Source organism: Alcaligenes sp. GW821-FHT11D07, from assembly GCF_058808495.1.
The window spans coordinates 737875-756660 of sequence record NZ_JBXART010000001.1 but is presented as its reverse complement, the minus strand read 5'-3'; the positions used below and the strand labels follow the sequence as shown (position 1 = coordinate 756660).

Here is an 18786-nt window from a genome sequence, read left to right as displayed (position 1 = left end):
CCATGATCGCAGCGGCTTTGATGGTGATGCTGCGCGACAAGCGTCGTCACTACAAACTCCTGGTTGCTTTCAGCTCCCTGTTGGCCCAGCTGTTTTGTGCTGTCTACCTTCTTTTGCTGGCCGATGGCACGCTGGCCCCGATCTGGCCACAAGCCGTAGGCGTCTATTTGCTGGGTGACTGGCCAGCTCCCTTTGGGATTGTGCTGGTGGTCGATCGCTTGGCTGCCTTCTTGCTGGTTCTGACCAACGTCCTGGCTTTTTGCTGCTGGTTCTATTCGCTGGCCCGCTGGGATCGCGTCGGGGTGCATTTCCACTCCTTGTTCCAGCTCTTGCTCATGGGTTTGAACGGTGCCTTCCTGACGGGCGACCTATTCAACCTGTTTGTATTCTTCGAAGTCCTGCTGGCGGCCTCCTATGGGCTGATGCTGCACGGTTCGGGCGCAGCCCGCGTCAGCGCTGGCCTGCACTATATTGCCGTCAACCTGATTTCCTCTTTCTTGCTGCTGATTGCCATTGCCATGGTCTATGGCGTGACTGGCACCTTGAACATGGCGGATCTGGCCTTACGAGCAGGCTCTATGCCGGACTCGGACCGTCTGGTCTTTGAATCGGCAATGGCTATCTTGGGAATTGCCTTCTTGATCAAGGCTGCCGCCTGGCCCTTGAACCTGTGGCTGCCCAATGCGTATGGCAATGCCAGCGCCCCGGTTGCGGCCATGTTTGCCATCATGACCAAAGTGGGGATCTACGCCCTGCTGCGCATCGGCTCTTTGCTGTTGCCCACCGGTGCTCCCGCTGCTTTTGGGGTTGCCTGGATGTTCCCAGCCGGTATTGCCACTCTGGCCTTCGGTGCTATCGGGGTGATGGCGGCACAGCAACCAGAAAGACTGGCCAGCTACTGCATTATTGTGTCCTCGGGCACCTTGCTGGCGGCGTTGGGCATGCCCGGCGTCATCCTGACCGGCCCCGCGCTCTACTACATGCTCAGCAGTGTGTTGGCGTTGGGGGCGTTCTTCCTTCTGCTGGAACTGGTCAGCCGTACCAAGCCCTTTGGTGCCGACCTTCTGGCCGTCAGCCAGGAAGTTTTCGACCTAGATGACCCGGAATCTGACGACCATAGCGACGATGTGGTCGGGGTCGCCATTCCAGGCGTGATGGTCTTCCTGGGTATGTCTTTTATTGCTTGTGCCTTGCTGATTGTGGGCCTGCCGCCCCTGTCTGGCTTTGTCGCCAAGCTGTCCTTGTTGACCGCGGCATTGAAAGCCTCGGGCCAATCTCCCGAGCCATTGAACGCCTGGATTCTGACCGCCGCCGTGCTGATTTCTGGGGTAGCCGGTTTGATCGCCATGGTCCGGGTTGGGATTCGTCTGTTCTGGAGCAATAGCTCGCTGACTATTCCGCGCTTAAAGCTGATCGAAGCGGCACCCATTGCCAGCATCATCGTCGCTTGCGGGATCTTGAGCTGGTACGCAGGCCCCATTACCACTTATCTGGAGCAAACGGCCCACCAGTTGGATGAGCCCCGTATTTATATCGGTTCCGTCTTGCGGCAAAACCCCATGCGTTCTGTCCAAGCTGAAGGATTATGATGAGACGCTATACCAAACATCTCTTCCTGCCCTTGCTACTGCTGGCTCTGTGGCTGCTGCTAAACGATTCGGTCTCACCGGGTTACTTGGTGCTGGGTCTTTTTCTGGCAGGCGCGCTGAGCCTGGCCGCTATTCCGTTTCGCCCTGTCAAAGCCAGTATCCGTCACCCTTTCCTGGCTTTGAAGCTGATTGCTCAGGTTGCCTGGGATATCGTGCTCTCCAATATCGCAGTGGGCCACCTGGTTTTAAAAGGCAGCAAAGCACCGCGCCCCGGTTTTCTGGCCATTCCGCTACGCCTGACAGACCCGCACGGTTTGGCGGCACTGGCCTGCATCATTACCTACACCCCTGGTACGGTCTGGTCCGGCTTCGATTACGAAACCCGCATCCTGACCTTGCATATTCTGGACCTGCAAGACGAACAGCAGTGGTTAGACACCATTCAGAAGCGCTACGAGTCGCCGCTACTGGAGATTTTCCAATGATAGACATTGTTTATTGGGCCTGTCAGTTTGCCTTGGGCTGCTTTGTGCTGGGCATGGGCTGCGCCGTCATACGCCTGCTAAAAGGCCCCTCGGCAGCCGATCGCGTGCTGGCGCTGGACACCATGTACATCAACGGCATGCTGGCCTTGCTGGCTTTGGGTATCCGTTTTGACTCCACCCTGTACTTTGACATAGCCCTGCTCATTGCCCTGTTTGGCTTTGTAGGTTCGGCTGCTATGGCCAAATTCCTGCTGCGCGCGGAGGTTATCGAGCCATGAGTACGCCTCTATTGCCTTGGTGGCTGGCTGTGCCGGTCGCACTTTTACTTGTACTGAGCGGCGTTGTTTCGCTGGTGGGCTCTGCCGGTTTACTGCGTTTCAAGCACTTTTATTCACGTATCCACGCACCCACCATGGGTAATACCTTGGGTACGTTTTTCATGGTTCTGGCCGTCGCGATCAGCGCCAGCCACCTGATGAGCCGGCCTATTTTGCATCCGCTCATCATTAGCGTGCTGCTGATCATCACCTCGCCAGTCACCGCTATTTTCTTGATGCGCGCCGCGATCAAACGCGAACACCGCCAACGTCTGGCCGAGTATGGCCCGGACGAGCCTGGCTACCTGGACATGCCCCACAAGGCACCCGCTCCCAAACAGCCTGTTGAATCCGACACCAGCAAGGACTAAAAAGACGGCAAGGGCTTTAGAAATTTTTTATTGCCCTCACTTACAAGAGCAACACTTATACTGACTAGTGTTCACTGCGTATCGAGGCTTGCCTCCTACGCAGTTATTTTCGGGGCTTTGCGGCCTGCTCATGATGACTCATAACAGTGCTCGCCAAGCCGGTGATTCCCTTAGCAAGTCAAGGAGTGAGATAGATGAGTTTAACTACACGCCCAACACGAATTTTGAGTGCCGGCCTGCTTAGTCTAGGTTTACTGTCCTCTGCTGCCTGGGCTCAAACTGCTACCCATAACTACCAGCAAGATGTGCAGCACTGCGACCAATTCAGCGGCGAGCAGCGCAAGACCTGCCGACGTGAAGCGGGTGCAGCCCTGCAGGCAGAACGCCACAATAAGCTGGAGCAGCACAATTCCAATCTGGATGCGAACCGCCAGGCACGCTGCCATCGCCTACCTGTTGACCGCCAGCAAGACTGCTTGAAGTCCATGACCGGTCAAGATACGACCGTACGCGGTAGTGTGGAAGGCGGCGGTATTTTGCGCGAAACCACCACGGTGGTCCCCGTGCAGTAAATGTACCGACACTGGATAACTGCACGACTAGCAGTGACACAGGCTCAAATCTGATTTGTCCCAACTAGCAGACATCAAATTTGATCCTTAATGAAGAATGGGCCTTACGGCCCATTCTTCATTTCAGCTTATAGCTCGACCTGTATGCCCATCTCTACCACTCGATTGGGCGGAATCTTGAAAAATCGTGTGCTTCGGCTGGCATTTCTAGCCATGAAAGCAAACAAACGGCGGCGCCAGCCCAAATACCACGGCTGCCGCGACTGAATCATTACTGTCTGACGCGACAAGAAATAAGAAGTCTGCATAGGCTCCAGATTCAGCTCGGGGTGCTCCAACGTAATCTGTTCCAGTAATTGCGGCACGTTGGGTTCTTGTTTAAAGCCCCATGATGCGATTGCCTGCCAACTGCCGCGCCCCAAACGCTGCAAGGTATAACGCTCCCCAAAGGGAACATAGGGCACACCTTCGCTGGTCACTGTCAAAAACAGCACCTGTTCATGCAACACTTTATTGTGTTTAAGGTTATGCAATAAGGCAGGTGGCACCGAATCTGGAATGGTGCTCATGAACACCGCTGTGCCAGGCACACGGGTGGGCGAATACTCCTCAAGATTCAGCAAAAACTCTTTTAAAGGTTGTTTGTTTTCCAGCAAACGTTCGTGCAAAACAGCACGACCATGTCTCCAGGTCAGCATCAATCCCAGCAGAACCGCTCCCACCAGCAGAGGCAGCCAGCCACCATCCAGCACCTTGAGAGCATTGGCCGAAAACAGCAACACATCCAGAATCAAGAAGATAGCCAGCAAAATCAGCCAAGCCCAACGCTTGATGCCACTGGCTTGGCGGGGCAACAGCACAATAGCCAGCAGGCTGGTCATCAGCATGGTGCCCGTTACCGCAAAGCCGTAAGCGTGAGCCAGACTATCCGAAGAGCCAAAACTGACCACCAAAATCATGACGGCTACACACAGCAACAGGTTGACTCGCGGCAGATAAATCTGCCCCTCTTCCTTGGCCGACGTGTGTTGAATAACCATGCGGGGCCAAAATCCCAGCTGCACCGCCTGCCGAGTCACCGAAAACGCCCCGGAGATCACAGATTGGGACGCAATCACGGTGGCTACGGTTGCCAGCATCACCATAGGCACCAAAGCCCAATTGGGAGCCAGAAAGAAAAAGGGATTCCGAATAGCGGCCGGATCAGAAATCAGCAAGGCCCCTTGGCCGAAATAACACAGCACCAGGCAAGGCATCACAATCAGAAACCAGGCCCGGCGAATCATGGGACGACCAAAATGGCCCATATCGGCATACAAAGCCTCCGCTCCCGTCAGCGCCAACACCAGAGCGCCCAGAAGCAAAAAGGTTTGCCAGGGAGCCTCGGCAATAAAGGCAATTGCCCATCGTGGGTCCAAGGCCATCAGAACTTGCGGATGCTCAATCACGCGCCACAAGCCCAGGCCACCCAGAACCAGAAACCACAGCAGCATGATGGGACCAAACAACTTGCCCATGGTGCCGGTGCCGTGCGACTGAATCAGAAACAAAGCTACTAAAACCGCCAAGGCCAAAGGCACTACCCAGGGGTCCAGCACATGGGACACCATGCCTATCCCTTCCAACGCAGACATCACCGAAATTGCGGGTGTGATGATGCTGTCCCCGTAAAACAGGGCCGCCCCGATCAGGCCCAGCACCACAATCACCTGCCTACGCGGGCCCTGCAGCCCACGAGCGGCCAGCTCCATCAAGGCCAAGGTGCCACCCTCCCCCTTATTGTCCAGGCGCAGCACGACCGTCACGTATTTGATGGACACCACCAAGGTCAGCAACCAGAACAACAAGGAGAGCACGCCGTAGACCTGCTCTGCACCGGGCTGCCCGTAAGCACTCAGAGCCACCTTCATGGTGTAGAGCGGACTGGTCCCTATATCGCCGTACACCACGCCTAAAGCGCCCATCAACAAGGCGGCCTGAGCCGCTTTTCTGGGGTTTTCTGTAGTTGTGTTCAAGGCTTTAATTTCCAATTAAAGAATCGTGCCGGGTCAGACGCGCACCAATGCGCGGACCGGGGAAAACAATGGTGACACGGGTACCAGGGAAATCAGGGCGACTCATCAAGCTCCACCAGGCCCCGTGTGCACGGGCAATTTCCTGCACAATCGCCAGCCCCAGGCCCGAACCGCCGGCCTGACTGCCGGGAGACCGATAAAAGGCCTCAAAGACCCGCTGCTGCTCGCTGGCCTCAATACCGGGACCGTGATCCTCCACCGACAAAGAAGGCGGGTTGCTGGCTACGCGCAGCACAATTCGGTCTGTCCCTTTCCCGTAACGCAGCGCGTTATCCATCAAATTCGAGAGCAATTCACGCAAGAGTACAGGGGCGGCATCAATCCACACTGGTTTTTCAGGTGCCAGCAAATGGATCTCGGCACCATGCTGGCGTGCCTGCAAAAACCAGTCTCCGCCTTCTTCACGCGTCCATTCGCACAAGTCCAGGCGTACAAAACTGTCTTTGATATTGGTATCGGCATCCGTACGCGCCAATACCAGCAGTTGCTGCCCCAGGCGAATCATACGGTCCGACACACTTTTAATGCGTTCGGCACGCTGTCGAATATCGTCGGGCAAAGGCCGCGCCAGCATCAGCTCGGACTCCAGCTGCAAGCCCGTCAAAGGCGTACGCAATTGGTGAGCGGCATGGCCAATAAACCGTTTTTGTGCCTGCAAGGTATCACGCTGGCGTTCCAGCAATTCGTTAAAGTGCTCCACCAAAGGCACGATCTCGGCAGGCAAGGCACTGGCATCCAGACGCTCGAAGTCATCATCAGCCCGATTGCGGATCTGCTGGGACAAATCATCAATAGAGGCAAGCTGGGAGCGAATGCCCGACAACAGCACCCAGGCGATCAGGCTGACGAGCAAAACCTGGCTCAAGGCCATCGTCCAGAAAATATCACGCAGCAGCCAATCTTCCAGGCTCATGCGGCGCGTCAGAATCCAGGTGACGCTCAAATCGAGCACCACCAGAATGGAAATAGGGGGAAATAGCCGGCCCATCAATTTGCGGGCCAAAGAGCCGGGAGCAAGAAAGCGCTCCAGCCAGGCTCTCAATACAGAGGCTTTGGCGGCTGAAGAAAGGTGCTGATCGGGCATGGTTGACCTAAAGTTTCAGGTAGCTGGCATGGCTACCGTTACGCTCCGGCCACGCTCTCCACATCGAGCAAATAGCCAAAGCCGCGCACAGTCTGTATGACAGCCCCGGTGCCTTCCAGGCGTTTGCGCAAACGATAAACGTAGACTTCGACCGCATTGTCGCTGAAATCGGCATCCCAGGCGGACAAGGAGTTAATAATTTGCTGCTTGGTGACCACTCGCCCTGCCCGCATCATCAACATTTCCAGCACAGACAGTTCGCGTACTGACAAGGTGACACGTTGACCTGCGCAGCGCAACTCACGGCCTATGGTGTCAAAACTGAGCGGCCCTACATCAATGACCGGTTGCACCTGACCACTGCGACGGCGACCAAACACCCGCACGCGAGCAGCCAGCTCAGACAGATCAAAAGGTTTGATGAGATAGTCATCTGCACCGGCGTCCAGCCCGCCCACACGATCATCCACGCCATCTCGGGCGGTCAGAATCAGAACGGGGATGGCATTGCCTTTCTGCCGCAACTGACGCAGCACATCCAGGCCACTGATGCCGGGAAGGTTCAGGTCTAAAAGCAGAAGGTCGTAGACCTGGGCGCCCAGCTCCTTCAAGGCACTTTCGCCTTCCTGGAGCCAATCAACGGCATAGCCCTGATCACTCAGAAATTCTTGCAGTGCGGCGCCCAGTATGGCGTCGTCTTCGATAACTAGTACACGCATTTGGACGATTTTATTACGAAACTGGCCCCTCGCGTTGCAGTCACAATGCGAGGGGCCAGAAAAAACAACACGGGGGCGAGTATTACTGAGCCGGCTGGGCTGCGGCAGGCTTTTCAGCAACCGCTGTCCCTTCCTTGGTCTCGCCTGCTTCACCGGCTGCCTTGGTCGTAGGACCCGGGCGAGTGATAAATCCCAAACGAGTCATACCGGATGCTTTGGAGCGGCTCATGACTTGGGCCAGCACTTCATAGCGAGTATCGGTATCAGCACGAATGCGCAACTCGGGCTGAGGCTGATCTTTGGAATACGGGGCCAACGTGGCTGTCAGGTCTTCCAGATCAACCGGCTGCTCGTTCACGAAGATCTGCCCTTCTGCATCAATAGCCAGATCAATGGTCTTGGGATCTTGCTGTACCGGTTCCGAAGACGCCTGAGGCAACTGAATCTTGATGGAGTGAGACAGCAGCGGAGCCGTGATCAGAAAAATCACCAGGAGCACCAGCATGACGTCGATCAGCGGCACCATATTGATTTCGGACAAGGCCGAGCCCGAATTGCGATTATCAAAGCTGCCAAAGGCCATGATTAGTGCTCCCGCTTGGTAGCCGCTGCCGAACTGGATGCCGTGCCGCCACCCGAAGTGGGAACGCGACGCAGAACAGGCTGGTTATCTTGCACAGGCTGACCGGTAGTCAGGAAGGTGAACAGATCGTGCGCAAACGCGTCCAGCTGGGACAAGTAAACACGGTTGGTACGTACAAAGGCGTTGTAGGCCAACACAGCAGGAATCGCCACGGCCAGACCCAGACCGGTCATCACCAGCGCTTCGCCTACAGGGCCAGCAATCTTGTTCAGGGTGACGCCATCGGACAGGCCGATATTGATCAGCGCGTGATAAACGCCCCACACCGTGCCGAACAGACCAACAAAAGGAGCCGTCGAACCGACCGAGGCCAACAAGGTCAGGCCGTTTTCCAGTTTGGCGGTTTCTTCGTCCATGACTTTACGCATGATGCGCGACACAAAGGCATCGGTAGAGCCTTTCTCTTCCAGACGCATGGCACCGTATTTCACGTGGTGCTTTTGCGCATGGATAGCGTGGCTGGCCAGGTGGCTGAACGGATCGCGCGCACCGTGGGTAGAAATTTCGTTCTCAACCTGCTCCAGGGAGCTGGCAGACCAGAAATCGCGCATAAATGCCTGCGAGCGACGCTTCAGGCGGAAAGACAGCACACCTTTGACGATGATCAGATACCAGCTGGCAACGGACATCAGCGCCAGGATCACGAACAGCGTTTTACCGACCACATCACTTTGCTGGATGAAATGCAGCACGCCGGTTGCCTCTTCAGCGGCAACCACACTGGCGGCAGCCTGATCGGCGACAGGCCCTGCAACCTGGGCCAGGCTTACCCATACGCTTTGAAATAGTTCCTGCATCATTGATATATCCTAGTAAACAAAGTCGAAAGGAATATCGGCCATGGCACGATAGGCCACACCATTTTCCGTATATGGTTTGAAACGTGCTGTGCGTACAGCCCTCAGCGCCGACTCATCCAGACGCTCATAACCGGATGAGTTTTGTACCTTGGCTTCCAACACTGTTCCTTGGGTTGAAATCACTACGCGAACCACCACGCGCCCCTGTTCGCGACGACGCTCCGATGCCCGTGGGTAGACAGGCACAGGGCGACGCCCCAAATAGTCCACGCGACCAATCAGCTTGGGCCGATCGCCATCCGTAGAACGGGCAGCAGATTGAGCCGTATTGTCCGTGGCCGGACCGGCCTGGGCAGCAGGAGCTGCAGGCTGAGCCGGTTGCGGCGTTTCTGCCGGCGGCACTTCGGGCTTCGGTTGTGGCTTGGGCTTAGGTTTTGGTTTGGGCTTGGGTTTTGGCTTGGGCGGCTCGGGCAGCGGTGGTTTTTCCACGATAGGCTCTGGCTCGGGTTCCGGCTCAAGTTCCGGTTCCGGTTCAGGCTCTGGTTCGGGTTCCACTTCTGGCTCGGGTTCCGGCTCCGGTTCAGCCACTACCTCTTCAGGGGGTGCACTGACCTGTTCCTGTTGTTGCGGGGACTCTGTAACTTCCAGCAAAGTCACCCCAACAACATCCATAGGGGCTGGTTCACCCACTATCTTGGGGGTTTCTGTCCACAAGAGGGTAGCCAAGACACCAACGTGCAATCCCAGTGCTAATGCCAGTCCCGTTGCCTTCAAGGCCAGCATCGAGCGATTATTCATTTGAGAAGCAATTCCGGTCATAATCCGTTCTACACATTCTGCAACCCGCATGGACCATGACGGGACCGGACAGGATGCCCAGTGAAGTATCGAATCTTAACAGAAACAGGAATGATTCTCAATACTAAATTCCTGGAATATTTCCTGCCTAAAATCCGCCCTGCAAAAACCTCCCAGATACTAACGCAGACAGGCTGACCATAGGCCAGCCTGTTGAGAATAATTTGCAAAAAAGGCTAGGAAACGCGTACTTCAGCCTGGGGTTCCAAGGGGAAGGCGCTGAACTTGCGTGGCAAGGCCAAAGCCCGTTCGCCAGGACGCAAACCGAGCTGAGACCAACGCTGGTGATCGAACTCGGCTTCCCAGGCACGATCCCCCTCGTTTAAGGCCAGTTCAACCCGCACCGTCGCCCCCAAGGGAATGATCCGCTGCACAGCCACCACAATCCCTTGGCCATCCAGCTGACGCTGCAAATCCAGGTCATGGGGACGGACATAGCCTACTGCCTCGCCTTGCCCGGCGCTTTGTCCATTCAAGGCCTGACTGGACTCAAATTGTCCCAGTTGAGGATCAGCCACAAAGCGCCCTTGCTGGAATTGCCCCGGCAAGCGGTTGGCCGCCCCCAGGAACTCATACACAAAGGGACTGGCCGGATGGTTGTACACGTCTTGCGGCGCACCCTCCTGCTCCACCCTGCCCTTGTTCAGAACCACGATACGGTCAGCGACTTCAATCGCCTCTTCCTGATCGTGCGTCACAAACAAGGTGCTGATATGCAGATCATCATGCAAGCGCCGCAACCACGAGCGCAATTCTTTGCGAACTTTGGCGTCCAGCGCTCCGAAGGGCTCATCCAGCAAGAGCACGCCTGGCTCTACCGCCAAAGCACGGGCCAAGGCGATGCGTTGTCGCTGACCGCCTGACAAGGCGGCGGGATAACGATCCGCCAGCCAGTCCAGTTGAACCAGCTCCAGCAGTTCGTGCACACGCTGACGGATCTGCGCTTCAGGCAGACGTTGCTTGCGAGGCTTGATACGCAGACCAAAGGCCACGTTCTCAAACACAGTCATGTGACGGAACAAGGCGTAGTGCTGAAACACAAACCCGACTTGCCTGTCCCGTGTGCCAACCGCAGCCACATCCTTGCCGTTGATCAGCACCTGACCCGCATCCGCATGTTCCAGGCCCGCCACGATGCGAAGCAAGGTCGTCTTGCCGCAGCCTGAAGGGCCCAGCAAGGCCACCAGTTCGCCCGCCGGAAAATCCAATGTCACATCACCCAAGGCGGTAAACGCACCGAACTGTTTAGATAGATGACGAACTTCGATACTCATAATGAACTCCGAATGCGGTCATCCACGATGACCGTCTTGAACCATTTTGCGCTCGGACCACAATTTAAGCGCCAACGTCAGTAAAGCCAATACTGCCAGCACAGAGGCCGACGCAAAGGCGCCCACTGTGTGATAGTCGTTGTACTCAATCTCGACATGTAAAGGCAGTGTGTTGGTCTGACCACGTATATGACCTGACAGCACAGACACCGCCCCGAATTCACCCATTGCACGCGCATTACACAGAATTACGCCATACAAGAGGCCCCATTTGATCTTGGGCAGAGTCACCCGCCAAAACATTTGCCGTCCGCTTGCCCCCAGAACCCGGGCCGCCTGCTCTTCTTCGCTACCCTGCATTTGCATCAGGGGAATCAGTTCCCGCGCCACAAAGGGAAAGGTCACAAACAAGGTTGCCAATACCAGCCCCGGCAAGGCAAACACAATACGAATATTATTGGCATCCAGCCAGTCCCAGAACGGCCCCTGCCGCCCGAAGATCAGAAGGAACATCAATCCGGCAATTACGGGCGAGACCGAAAACGGCAGATCAATCAAGGTAGTCAACACGCTTTTGCCACGAAAATCGAACCGCGAAATCGCCCACGCAGCCGCCAGACCAAAAGCAATATTCAAGGGGACGGCAATGACAGCAACCAGAACGGTCAGACTGGCGGCGTGCAAGGTATCACTTTCGCTCAAAGCCGACAGATAAGGCATGACGCCTCGACTAAAGGCCGTCATAAAAACCAGCACTAAAGGCAAGAGCAAAAACAGCACAAAGAACAGCAAGGCGATACTAATCAGTACCACCTTGACCAGCCTGCTCTCATCCTGAGCGGCCCGCAAACGCGCCGTATGCACCGGCACCGCCTGCACATTCGATTCCATCACCAAGGTCGTGCTCATCGGGCGGCCTCCAAGGACAGCGGCGCGGCCACTTTGGCCGCTTTACCGCGAGCCTGTCCAGAATGACGGGACTGCAGATACCACTGCAAGCGATTGATGGCCAACAGGATGATGAAAGACAAAACCATCATCAACACCGCCAGCGCGGAGGCTCCGGCATAGTCAAACTGTTCCAGCTTGATCACGATAAGCAAAGGGGTAATTTCCGAGACCATGGGCACATTACCGGCAATAAAAATGACCGAGCCATATTCACCCACTGCCCGCGCAAAGGCCAAGGCCACACCCGTCAGGCAAGCAGGCAAAATGGCCGGAAAAATCACTTTGGAGACGGTCTGGAAACGATCGGCTCCCAAACAGGCACTGACTTCCTCTTGCTCCTGCTCCAGCTCTTCCAGCACAGGTTGCACCGTGCGCACGACAAATGGCAGACCAATAAAGACCAGCGCAATCAACACGCCCCAAGGAGTAAAGGCGATCTGGCCCACATAAGGCTCCGCCCAGGAACCAATCCAACCCGTTGGGGCATAGATGGCTGCCAGCGAAATCCCTGCAACCGAAGTGGGTAAAGCAAAGGGCAGATCAATCAAGGCATCCACGATGCGACGGCCCGGAAAGCGGTAGCGCACCAACACCCAAGCCAGAATCAGGCCAAATACGCCGTTAATCAAAGCTGCCAGCGCTGCCATACCAAAGGTCAGCTTCAAGGAAGCCAGGACGCGGGCAGCGCTGATGGTTTCCCAAAAGGCCGACCACCCCATTGTTGTTGTCTTGAGCAGGACGGCGGACAAGGGAATCAACACAATCAGGCTTAAGTAGCTGATGGATAAACCCATAGTCAGGCCGAAACCTGGCAAGGCACGCTGTTTGCGAGCGGCTGGCAAAAAGCCCCATCGGCGGGCTTGGGGCAGACTGCGGTCCGGTGTGGTGGCGGGGCTCATTTGCTCAAATAAATGCTGTCAAATACGCCGCCATCGGCAAAGTGCTTGGCCTGTACCTGAGTCCAGCCGCCCAGCTCATCATCCACCTTGTAGAGCTTTAAGCTCGGGAACTGATCACGGTATTTTGCTGCGACCGATTCCAGTCGAGGACGATAAAAATGGCGGGCAGCAATCTCCTGACCCTCAGGGCTGTAGAGATACTCCAAATACGCTTGGGCCACTTTCTGGGTGCCATGCTTGGCCGCATTAGCATCGACCAGGGCCACGGGAGGCTCAGCCAGAATACTGCTGGACGGGACAACGATATCAAAGCGATCTGGCCCCAAATCCTTGACCGACAGCAGAGCCTCGTTTTCCCAGGCAATCAGCACATCCCCAATGCCACGCTCTACAAAGGTCGTTGTCGATCCGCGCGCTCCGGAATCCAGAACACTGACGTTGCGATACAGCTTGGAGACGAAATCTCGTGCCTTGTCCTCGTCCCCATTACCTTGCTTGAGGGCATAAAGCCAAGCGGCCAGATAATTCCAGCGCGCCCCAGCCGAGGTCTTGGGGTTAGGCGTGACCACTTTCACATCGGAACGGATCAAATCATCCCAATCCTTAATACCTTTGGGATTGCCCTTGCGCACCAAGAGCACAATGGTGGAGGTGTAGGGTGTGCTGTTATCCGGCAAACGCGCCTGCCAGCCTGCGTCCAGCAAGCCAGACTGCGCAATCTGATCAATATCGGACGAAATGCCCAGCGTCACGACATCAGCAGGCACGCCATCAATCACGGTGCGGGCCTGCTTGCTGGAGCCACCGTGGGAACTGCGGATCACCACGCTGTCGCCAGTTTGTTCTTTGTAATGGGCTTGGAAGGCCTTATTGAATTCAGAGTACAGCTCACGAGTCGGGTCGTAAGAGACATTCAGAATACTGACCTCGGCGGCCACCGCCGTCGCCGCAGCCAGCACTAACGCCAGCAAGGCCCCCGCCTTGACGCCCTTCCACTTCTGTTGAATCCGCTTCATTTCCCATCCCCTAGAAACCATTTCCAAGCAATGAGAACGAGTCTAGCAAGGCTGTTTCGCCTAGCTAAATACCGATTCTTTGATTAGATATAGCGCAGAGATGGAGGGGCTGAGGGCGGTTTACCAAGAAAGCCTAGCAAAGAGCCCTTAAACACAGTTCACGCTTGGAGGCCTGGCTTGGACTCGGGTTTAACCAACACCAACTCCCACATCGCCTTTCGCCTTATATATTTGCGCGATGTCATGTGTTGTACCGAGATTCGTTGCCACTCCTGCCCAAAAAGCCTGTCCAGCGCGGCCTGATCAAAGAAGCGCTTTTGCTTGCCTTGATCGTTGTAGAAGTTCTCTTCAATCAACTCCCCCTGCCCCGCTCCAAAGTTCACATCTTCAGTGGAATTGAGGCGACACAGAAAAATCCCACCGGGTTTCAGGCTATCCCACACCCGTTGCACCATTGCCTTGGTTTCAAGCCAGGGAAAGTAATGCAGAGACAGACTGGCGATGACGACCCCAAAGTCTGTGGCCGCTGCTGGAAAAGGATCACGCGAGTCCCGACATTCAATATGCGCATCTGGCGCACGTTGCCTGGCCGTTGCGACGCACCCCGGAGATAAATCAAAGGCAATCACATCCAACCCTGCCCGGCTAAGCGTGACCGTGTCATCACCAAAACCGCAGCCAATCTCTAGGACGAGCGATACTGCCCCATGTTGAATAACAAGAGGCAGCCAACGATCAAGCCAGGGGTCGGAGAACATCGATGGGACTTCCTTGCGTGGGAGAACTGCTGGAATGAACTAAGACTGTACTTGAGGAAGCCCCTTGCTACCAATCACGCTCAAGGATTACAGGATAAGAACGCTAGCGGCCAACGCATCCCTATCTACTAGATATAAAACCCAATGCTCTAAAAAGATACGTAATCCCCCTCATATTCAACCTGCCTATACCGCGAGCTATCGAATATGGTATCCCTGACCTATAAAACCTTCCTTACATCACTATTCCTACTCAACCCAAAATTTCGGATAGAACGTGCTCACTAAGCTAGACACCAAACTCACGATCCAATAAAGACCGAATTAAGAGTTGATTTTAGAATACAGAAATATGAAAAATTTTATAAAAAATATAGAATTTAAATTATTAAGAGCGATCGTATTTTTATTAACAACATGCTGGACTATATGGTCACCTGCTGCCAGCTTTGATTGCAATAAAGCCGCTACTTCCATCGAACACCAAATCTGTGCAGATCCTCAACTATCTGAACTCGATGAGACGCTTAACGAAAAATATAAGATTGCACGCACTCAGAGCAATAATCGTGAGGCTATTAAGCAGCAACAACGGCTGTGGCTGACAAGCACTCGGGATGCCTGCAATGACCTTGAATGTCTGAAAGATGCCTATCGGGCTAGAATCACCGCATTAACCCTTATCAATGACACCGCAAGCACTCCCCGTAGTGTTAGCAGACAGGTCACACCTTCTTCCCCACAGTCTCGGGCCGTCCCTGAGCCGAGCTCTAAAACCGACAAATCCTTATTTTTTGTTTTTGCCATTGCTTTTTTTGCACTAGCACAATGGATAACACCTAAAAAGGATAGGCGTTTCAAGACAGGATATAAAAACAATAGAACCATTCCAAAAGCGGTCTACATCCTCTACACCTTATCTGCTGCATTCATATTTTTTGGTATTTTATAAAAACCAGGGTGATATTAAAAACCATAAAACATCACCCCACAAAAAAACACTACCAGGAAGCTGCCGACCCCTTTGAAACTGAGATGATACAGCCAGGGGCTGAAACCGTTAAACAGAGCATATAAGAGGGCCGCCAAACGAATGATTTCGATTAATGATCACTCCTCCTCCGAAGCTCAGCAGCGTATACAGATGCACTAAACCTTAGCCTTACTAACGCTGCACCTGCAATACCTGGGCACCTGCGGGGTCATGCACTAGAACTTCTTTTTCCTCAATCAAGAACTCCGTCAGATCTTGTCCCATCACCACTGGCCCTTGATAGGTGCTGCGTGTGCGCTCCAACAAAGTCTGCTCGGGAATACGAGATCCTGATTCTGGCGAATAATAAATAATATGGGTGTACGCCCCCACCGCCGGCTTGCTCTCTGAAAACACCTTCCCAACCTCTTCAGGCGTCGCAAAGTGCTTAAGAGTCTCATTCAGAACCGGGCGAACTTTCAAAAAGGCCGGATCAATGAGCGCCACAGAGTGCACAAAGACATCCGCATTGTGAGCTGCCTCGATGAGCCGTTTATCGTAGGTCGCATCCCCCGAGATCGCGACCTTTTTACCGTCATACTCCACAATGAACCCGAAAGCGGGGATCAAATCACCCCCGTGATCAACCTCCACTGCAGTGACGGTCACCCCGTTCTTGCTATAAACCACCCCGCCTTTATCGAACTCCTGCGTCAGAAAGCTCACTCCCTCCACCGGCAGCCCCTGATCTTGAACACGGATACGAATGTCCTCGTCGTAAGCCTTGGGTAAATAGTCTGTCATCGTTTTGGTGCCCTTTGGGCCATAGATACGCAAAGGAGTCGTGCGGCCCGGCCAGGGTCTGCCAAACCAGCCGGTCAGCCACAAATCTGGTAAACCCACCGTGTGGTCTGAATGAAGATGGGTGAAGAAATGGGCCGTGATCGAATCAGGGGCTACTCCCTTCTGAAATAATCGTGTCGCCACTCCACGCCCCGTATCGAACAGCAGCGTTTCTGGGCCAGCCTGCACCAAAGTCGCAGGACCTGCCCTCTCCGCATAAGGAGCAGGCGTCCCCGTGCCTAACAACACGACTTTCATGCTCCCCGCCTGACTGACCGCCGCCAATCCCAACAGAATCCCAGTACACACCGCCTTTAACAATCGCCTCATATCCCCTCTCCCAATTATTGAAGCCTAAACTAATCGAGACAATCATATGTTATTACATACAATTAGATATGCAGCTAGGTATTTCCCTAGGGAGGCAGAGAGCAAAAGTGGAATGGGGACATGGACTGCTTGCCACTCAACAAGTGCCTAGTTCCAGGCGAGGGCAGGTGTCAGTGGACAAGGGATCGGGAGAATGGCGATATTCACTATCACCTGGATAAGCAGCCTTATCCGCTCGCTGCTATTGCTAACTCAAGCACCAGCTTACCGATACAGTTGGTAACGTGAATCAAGAGCAAGCAATTGATGAAATTACTGGCTGGCAGAAAGGACAACCTGATGGCGATAGCTGCACAAGAAGCAGAAACAAAAAAAGCACTTAGTTTTACCTAAGTGCTTGATTCGACTAGCAAAAGAAATGGTGGGTGCTGAGGGGTTCGAACCCCCGACCTACGCCTTGTAAGGGCGCCGCTCTACCAGCTGAGCTAAGCACCCATTTCAGTGATGCCGTTCTTCTTATGAAGAAGAAGAATTATAGGACCAAAGAATTCTTTATGCAAGCCTTTTGCGTAAATTAATTTAAAAAATTAATTTACAGCGTCTTTCAGAGCCTTACCGGGACGGAACTTAGGCACGTTTGCGCCTTCGATCTCGATAGTTTCACCGGTACGTGGGTTACGACCCGAACGGGCAGCGCGTTCCGACACAGCGAAGGTGCCAAAACCAACCAGAGTAACCGTATCTTTTTCTTTCAGCGTGGTGGTCACGGCATCGATAAACGCATCCAGTGCACGACCAGCGTCAGCTTTGGACAGATCGGCTTTGGTGGAAATGAATTCGATAAGCTCGGTTTTATTCATTGAGAAAATACCCCTGAAAATTATTTTACGGGCCCCCAGCGGGAACCAGTTTGTGACGGCCAGACTTAATAGTGACAACGACAGAACATCCAAGCACTACCGTCTGCATTGCAACCAGGCGCACAACTGCCCCGGTTGGCTACCGCGTATTAAGCCTTCCTTTAATACACGTGTCAAGCAAAAAAACCCCTGTAACCCGCATCATTGCTCACTGTTGATACAAGTTACAGGACTTTCCCTATTTTGCATCGAGAAGCTTAACAGGGTGCCGCAAATATGTTATTTGGGGCCTGAGCAACCTCAAAATTAGCCAGCTGATACTGTGATTTTGAATGATTTTTCAGGCACTTATGTCACCACTACAGGACACTGAAAAACAGTGAATTAAGCCGCCCTCCTTATCGGCCAACAACTTAGTATTACTCTGCCTACCCGCCCTAGCCCTGAGTTTCTTGGTTCTGCATCCTTCACACGGGCATCAACTGTGCCCATGTTTGATCGCCTTGCACCCCTACAATTTTCTGCATTGTTTGACTGCATTTCGGCAGTCTCTACTGTCAAGGAGCACAGCGATGCATGGCAAGGTTTATCTGGTCGGAGCGGGGCCTGGCGACCCTGAACTTCTGACACTACGCGCGTTATATCTGCTGCAGAACGCAGATGCTGTGGTCTATGACCGACTGGTCAGCCCAGCCATTATGGATTGCATCAACCCCGATGCCGATTTGCACGATGTAGGCAAAGTAGCCGCCTGCAAACCCAGCATGCAGGAGGATATCCACCACACACTCTTGTCCTTGGCCAGAACCCATCAATGCGTGGTGCGCCTCAAAGGCGGAGACCCCTTTATCTTTGGGCGCGGGGGCGAGGAACAAGCCTATCTGCACCAGCACGGTATCTCTGTCGAGGTTGTCCCTGGGATTACCGCAGCAACAGGGTGTGCGGCCTCCTTGGGCATTCCCTTGACCCACCGGGGGCTGGCCAGCAGCGTACGCTTTATCACCGGTCACTTACGGGACAATCAGGGGCTGAAGCTGGATTGGAAGTCCTTAGCCGACCCATCCTGTACCCTCGTCTTTTACATGGCGATGGCCAATTGCCACCCTATCGTACAGTCCTTGATCCAACATGGTCGCAGCCCCCAGACACCTATCGCTCTAGCGCAAGATGGCACGCTTAAAAGCCAACGCTGGGCCTTGGGCACATTGCAAGCTTTGCCTGAACTCGCCCAGAGCTTCCAACCACCGGCCTTGCTGATCATCGGGCAGGTCGTGCAACTGCACCCTGACTACCCAAACACCGCCCAATCATCATCCGCTACGCTCACACACGAGTCCTCCTGGGCCTTGACGTGAACGGCCTGCTTTCT

At 54.4% G+C, this 18786-nt stretch carries 20 protein-coding genes and 1 tRNA gene; 7 read left to right on the top strand and 14 right to left on the bottom strand.

Annotated elements, in window-relative coordinates:
* The first annotated feature begins 2 nt into the window (after window positions 1-2).
* From AC1RSM_RS03470 to AC1RSM_RS03450, 5 genes are all read left to right on the top strand, one after another.
* Window positions 3-1589 (top strand): monovalent cation/H+ antiporter subunit D, encoded by a 1587-nt coding sequence (locus AC1RSM_RS03470; protein ID WP_492931439.1) that lies wholly within the window; start codon window positions 3-5, stop codon window positions 1587-1589.
* Entirely contained in the window at window positions 1586-2074 is a 489-nt protein-coding gene (locus AC1RSM_RS03465) for a Na+/H+ antiporter subunit E (protein WP_492929509.1), read from the top strand. The genes AC1RSM_RS03470 and AC1RSM_RS03465 overlap by 4 nt, the downstream gene beginning before the upstream one ends.
* On the top strand, window positions 2071-2352 hold the full coding sequence (locus AC1RSM_RS03460) for a K+/H+ antiporter subunit F (protein WP_009461751.1): 282 nt from the start codon (window positions 2071-2073) through the stop codon (window positions 2350-2352). The genes AC1RSM_RS03465 and AC1RSM_RS03460 overlap by 4 nt, the downstream gene beginning before the upstream one ends.
* Window positions 2349-2762: a monovalent cation/H(+) antiporter subunit G gene (mnhG, locus tag AC1RSM_RS03455; RefSeq protein WP_492929507.1), complete on the top strand. Its 414-nt coding sequence runs from the start codon at window positions 2349-2351 to the stop codon at window positions 2760-2762. Before AC1RSM_RS03460 ends, mnhG begins: the two co-directional genes overlap by 4 nt.
* A gap of 194 nt (window positions 2763-2956) precedes the next feature.
* Window positions 2957-3334 carry a hypothetical protein gene (locus tag AC1RSM_RS03450; protein ID WP_492929505.1) on the top strand — a complete coding sequence of 126 codons (378 nt, stop codon included), beginning with the start codon at window positions 2957-2959 and terminating at the stop codon, window positions 3332-3334.
* A 128-nt stretch (window positions 3335-3462) separates the two neighbouring features.
* Here AC1RSM_RS03450 and AC1RSM_RS03445 read toward each other — a convergent pair whose 3' ends face one another.
* The 11 genes from AC1RSM_RS03445 to AC1RSM_RS03395 form a co-directional block, all read right to left on the bottom strand.
* Complete coding sequence (locus AC1RSM_RS03445) at window positions 3463-5298, bottom strand: potassium transporter Kup (protein ID WP_492931437.1); 1836 nt, start codon at window positions 5296-5298, stop codon at window positions 3463-3465.
* Between the two features lie 55 nt (window positions 5299-5353).
* Window positions 5354-6493, bottom strand: a complete 1140-nt coding sequence (locus AC1RSM_RS03440; RefSeq protein WP_492929503.1) for a sensor histidine kinase — start codon at window positions 6491-6493, stop codon at window positions 5354-5356.
* A 38-nt stretch (window positions 6494-6531) separates the two neighbouring features.
* On the bottom strand, window positions 6532-7212 hold the full coding sequence (locus tag AC1RSM_RS03435; protein WP_492929501.1) for a response regulator: 681 nt from the start codon (window positions 7210-7212) through the stop codon (window positions 6532-6534).
* A gap of 82 nt (window positions 7213-7294) precedes the next feature.
* Window positions 7295-7795 (bottom strand): ExbD/TolR family protein, encoded by a 501-nt coding sequence (locus tag AC1RSM_RS03430; RefSeq protein WP_492929499.1) that lies wholly within the window; start codon window positions 7793-7795, stop codon window positions 7295-7297.
* Between the two features lie 2 nt (window positions 7796-7797).
* Window positions 7798-8655, bottom strand: coding sequence for a MotA/TolQ/ExbB proton channel family protein (locus AC1RSM_RS03425; RefSeq protein WP_492929497.1), 858 nt, complete (start codon window positions 8653-8655; stop codon window positions 7798-7800).
* 9 nt (window positions 8656-8664) lie between these two features.
* Window positions 8665-9438: an energy transducer TonB gene (locus AC1RSM_RS03420; protein ID WP_492931435.1), complete on the bottom strand. Its 774-nt coding sequence runs from the start codon at window positions 9436-9438 to the stop codon at window positions 8665-8667.
* Between the two features lie 251 nt (window positions 9439-9689).
* Window positions 9690-10787 (bottom strand): sulfate/molybdate ABC transporter ATP-binding protein, encoded by a 1098-nt coding sequence (locus AC1RSM_RS03415; protein WP_492929495.1) that lies wholly within the window; start codon window positions 10785-10787, stop codon window positions 9690-9692.
* Window positions 10788-10805: 18 nt separating this feature from the next.
* Entirely contained in the window at window positions 10806-11696 is an 891-nt protein-coding gene (gene cysW / locus AC1RSM_RS03410) for a sulfate ABC transporter permease subunit CysW (RefSeq protein WP_492929493.1), read from the bottom strand.
* Window positions 11693-12532 (bottom strand): sulfate ABC transporter permease subunit CysT, encoded by an 840-nt coding sequence (gene cysT, locus AC1RSM_RS03405; RefSeq protein ID WP_492931433.1) that lies wholly within the window; start codon window positions 12530-12532, stop codon window positions 11693-11695. Before cysT ends, cysW begins: the two co-directional genes overlap by 4 nt.
* 101 nt (window positions 12533-12633) lie before the next feature.
* Window positions 12634-13653: a sulfate ABC transporter substrate-binding protein gene (locus tag AC1RSM_RS03400; protein ID WP_492929491.1), complete on the bottom strand. Its 1020-nt coding sequence runs from the start codon at window positions 13651-13653 to the stop codon at window positions 12634-12636.
* A 158-nt stretch (window positions 13654-13811) separates the two neighbouring features.
* Window positions 13812-14411 carry a class I SAM-dependent methyltransferase gene (locus AC1RSM_RS03395; protein ID WP_492929489.1) on the bottom strand — a complete coding sequence of 200 codons (600 nt, stop codon included), beginning with the start codon at window positions 14409-14411 and terminating at the stop codon, window positions 13812-13814.
* Window positions 14412-14763: 352 nt separating this feature from the next.
* On the opposite strand from AC1RSM_RS03395, the gene AC1RSM_RS03390 reads away from it, so the two are divergent.
* Complete coding sequence (locus AC1RSM_RS03390; protein WP_492929487.1) at window positions 14764-15363, top strand: lysozyme inhibitor LprI family protein; 600 nt, start codon at window positions 14764-14766, stop codon at window positions 15361-15363.
* Between the two features lie 213 nt (window positions 15364-15576).
* Here AC1RSM_RS03390 and AC1RSM_RS03385 read toward each other — a convergent pair whose 3' ends face one another.
* The 3 genes from AC1RSM_RS03385 to AC1RSM_RS03375 all read right to left on the bottom strand — a co-directional run bounded on the left by AC1RSM_RS03385 (window position 15577) and on the right by AC1RSM_RS03375 (window position 17417).
* A complete protein-coding gene (locus tag AC1RSM_RS03385; protein ID WP_492929485.1) occupies window positions 15577-16557 on the bottom strand; it encodes an MBL fold metallo-hydrolase in 981 nt (326 codons plus the stop codon).
* A gap of 419 nt (window positions 16558-16976) precedes the next feature.
* Window positions 16977-17052: transfer RNA gene (locus AC1RSM_RS03380), tRNA-Val, on the bottom strand.
* Between the two features lie 92 nt (window positions 17053-17144).
* Window positions 17145-17417: an HU family DNA-binding protein gene (locus AC1RSM_RS03375; protein ID WP_003799450.1), complete on the bottom strand. Its 273-nt coding sequence runs from the start codon at window positions 17415-17417 to the stop codon at window positions 17145-17147.
* A gap of 572 nt (window positions 17418-17989) precedes the next feature.
* Between AC1RSM_RS03375 and cobA the strand changes: the two genes are divergently transcribed.
* Window positions 17990-18772, top strand: a complete 783-nt coding sequence (cobA, locus tag AC1RSM_RS03370) for a uroporphyrinogen-III C-methyltransferase (protein WP_492929482.1) — start codon at window positions 17990-17992, stop codon at window positions 18770-18772.
* The last annotated feature ends 14 nt before the right edge of the window (window positions 18773-18786 follow it).

Coding starts and splice junctions, on each gene's coding strand:
- AC1RSM_RS03470 (WP_492931439.1), top strand. CDS start 3: ATGATCGCAGCGGCTTTGATGGTGATGCTGCGCGACAAGCGTCGTCAC.
- AC1RSM_RS03465 (WP_492929509.1), top strand. CDS start 1,586: ATGATGAGACGCTATACCAAACATCTCTTCCTGCCCTTGCTACTGCTG.
- AC1RSM_RS03460 (WP_009461751.1), top strand. CDS start 2,071: ATGATAGACATTGTTTATTGGGCCTGTCAGTTTGCCTTGGGCTGCTTT.
- mnhG (WP_492929507.1), top strand. CDS start 2,349: ATGAGTACGCCTCTATTGCCTTGGTGGCTGGCTGTGCCGGTCGCACTT.
- AC1RSM_RS03450 (WP_492929505.1), top strand. CDS start 2,957: ATGAGTTTAACTACACGCCCAACACGAATTTTGAGTGCCGGCCTGCTT.
- AC1RSM_RS03445 (WP_492931437.1), bottom strand. CDS start 5,298: ATGGGCGCTTTAGGCGTGGTGTACGGCGATATAGGGACCAGTCCGCTC.
- AC1RSM_RS03440 (WP_492929503.1), bottom strand. CDS start 6,493: ATGCCCGATCAGCACCTTTCTTCAGCCGCCAAAGCCTCTGTATTGAGA.
- AC1RSM_RS03435 (WP_492929501.1), bottom strand. CDS start 7,212: ATGCGTGTACTAGTTATCGAAGACGACGCCATACTGGGCGCCGCACTG.
- AC1RSM_RS03430 (WP_492929499.1), bottom strand. CDS start 7,795: ATGGCCTTTGGCAGCTTTGATAATCGCAATTCGGGCTCGGCCTTGTCC.
- AC1RSM_RS03425 (WP_492929497.1), bottom strand. CDS start 8,655: ATGATGCAGGAACTATTTCAAAGCGTATGGGTAAGCCTGGCCCAGGTT.
- AC1RSM_RS03420 (WP_492931435.1), bottom strand. CDS start 9,438: ATGCTGGCCTTGAAGGCAACGGGACTGGCATTAGCACTGGGATTGCAC.
- AC1RSM_RS03415 (WP_492929495.1), bottom strand. CDS start 10,787: ATGAGTATCGAAGTTCGTCATCTATCTAAACAGTTCGGTGCGTTTACC.
- cysW (WP_492929493.1), bottom strand. CDS start 11,696: ATGAGCACGACCTTGGTGATGGAATCGAATGTGCAGGCGGTGCCGGTG.
- cysT (WP_492931433.1), bottom strand. CDS start 12,532: ATGGGTTTATCCATCAGCTACTTAAGCCTGATTGTGTTGATTCCCTTG.
- AC1RSM_RS03400 (WP_492929491.1), bottom strand. CDS start 13,653: ATGAAGCGGATTCAACAGAAGTGGAAGGGCGTCAAGGCGGGGGCCTTG.
- AC1RSM_RS03395 (WP_492929489.1), bottom strand. CDS start 14,411: ATGTTCTCCGACCCCTGGCTTGATCGTTGGCTGCCTCTTGTTATTCAA.
- AC1RSM_RS03390 (WP_492929487.1), top strand. CDS start 14,764: ATGAAAAATTTTATAAAAAATATAGAATTTAAATTATTAAGAGCGATC.
- AC1RSM_RS03385 (WP_492929485.1), bottom strand. CDS start 16,557: ATGAGGCGATTGTTAAAGGCGGTGTGTACTGGGATTCTGTTGGGATTG.
- AC1RSM_RS03375 (WP_003799450.1), bottom strand. CDS start 17,417: ATGAATAAAACCGAGCTTATCGAATTCATTTCCACCAAAGCCGATCTG.
- cobA (WP_492929482.1), top strand. CDS start 17,990: ATGCATGGCAAGGTTTATCTGGTCGGAGCGGGGCCTGGCGACCCTGAA.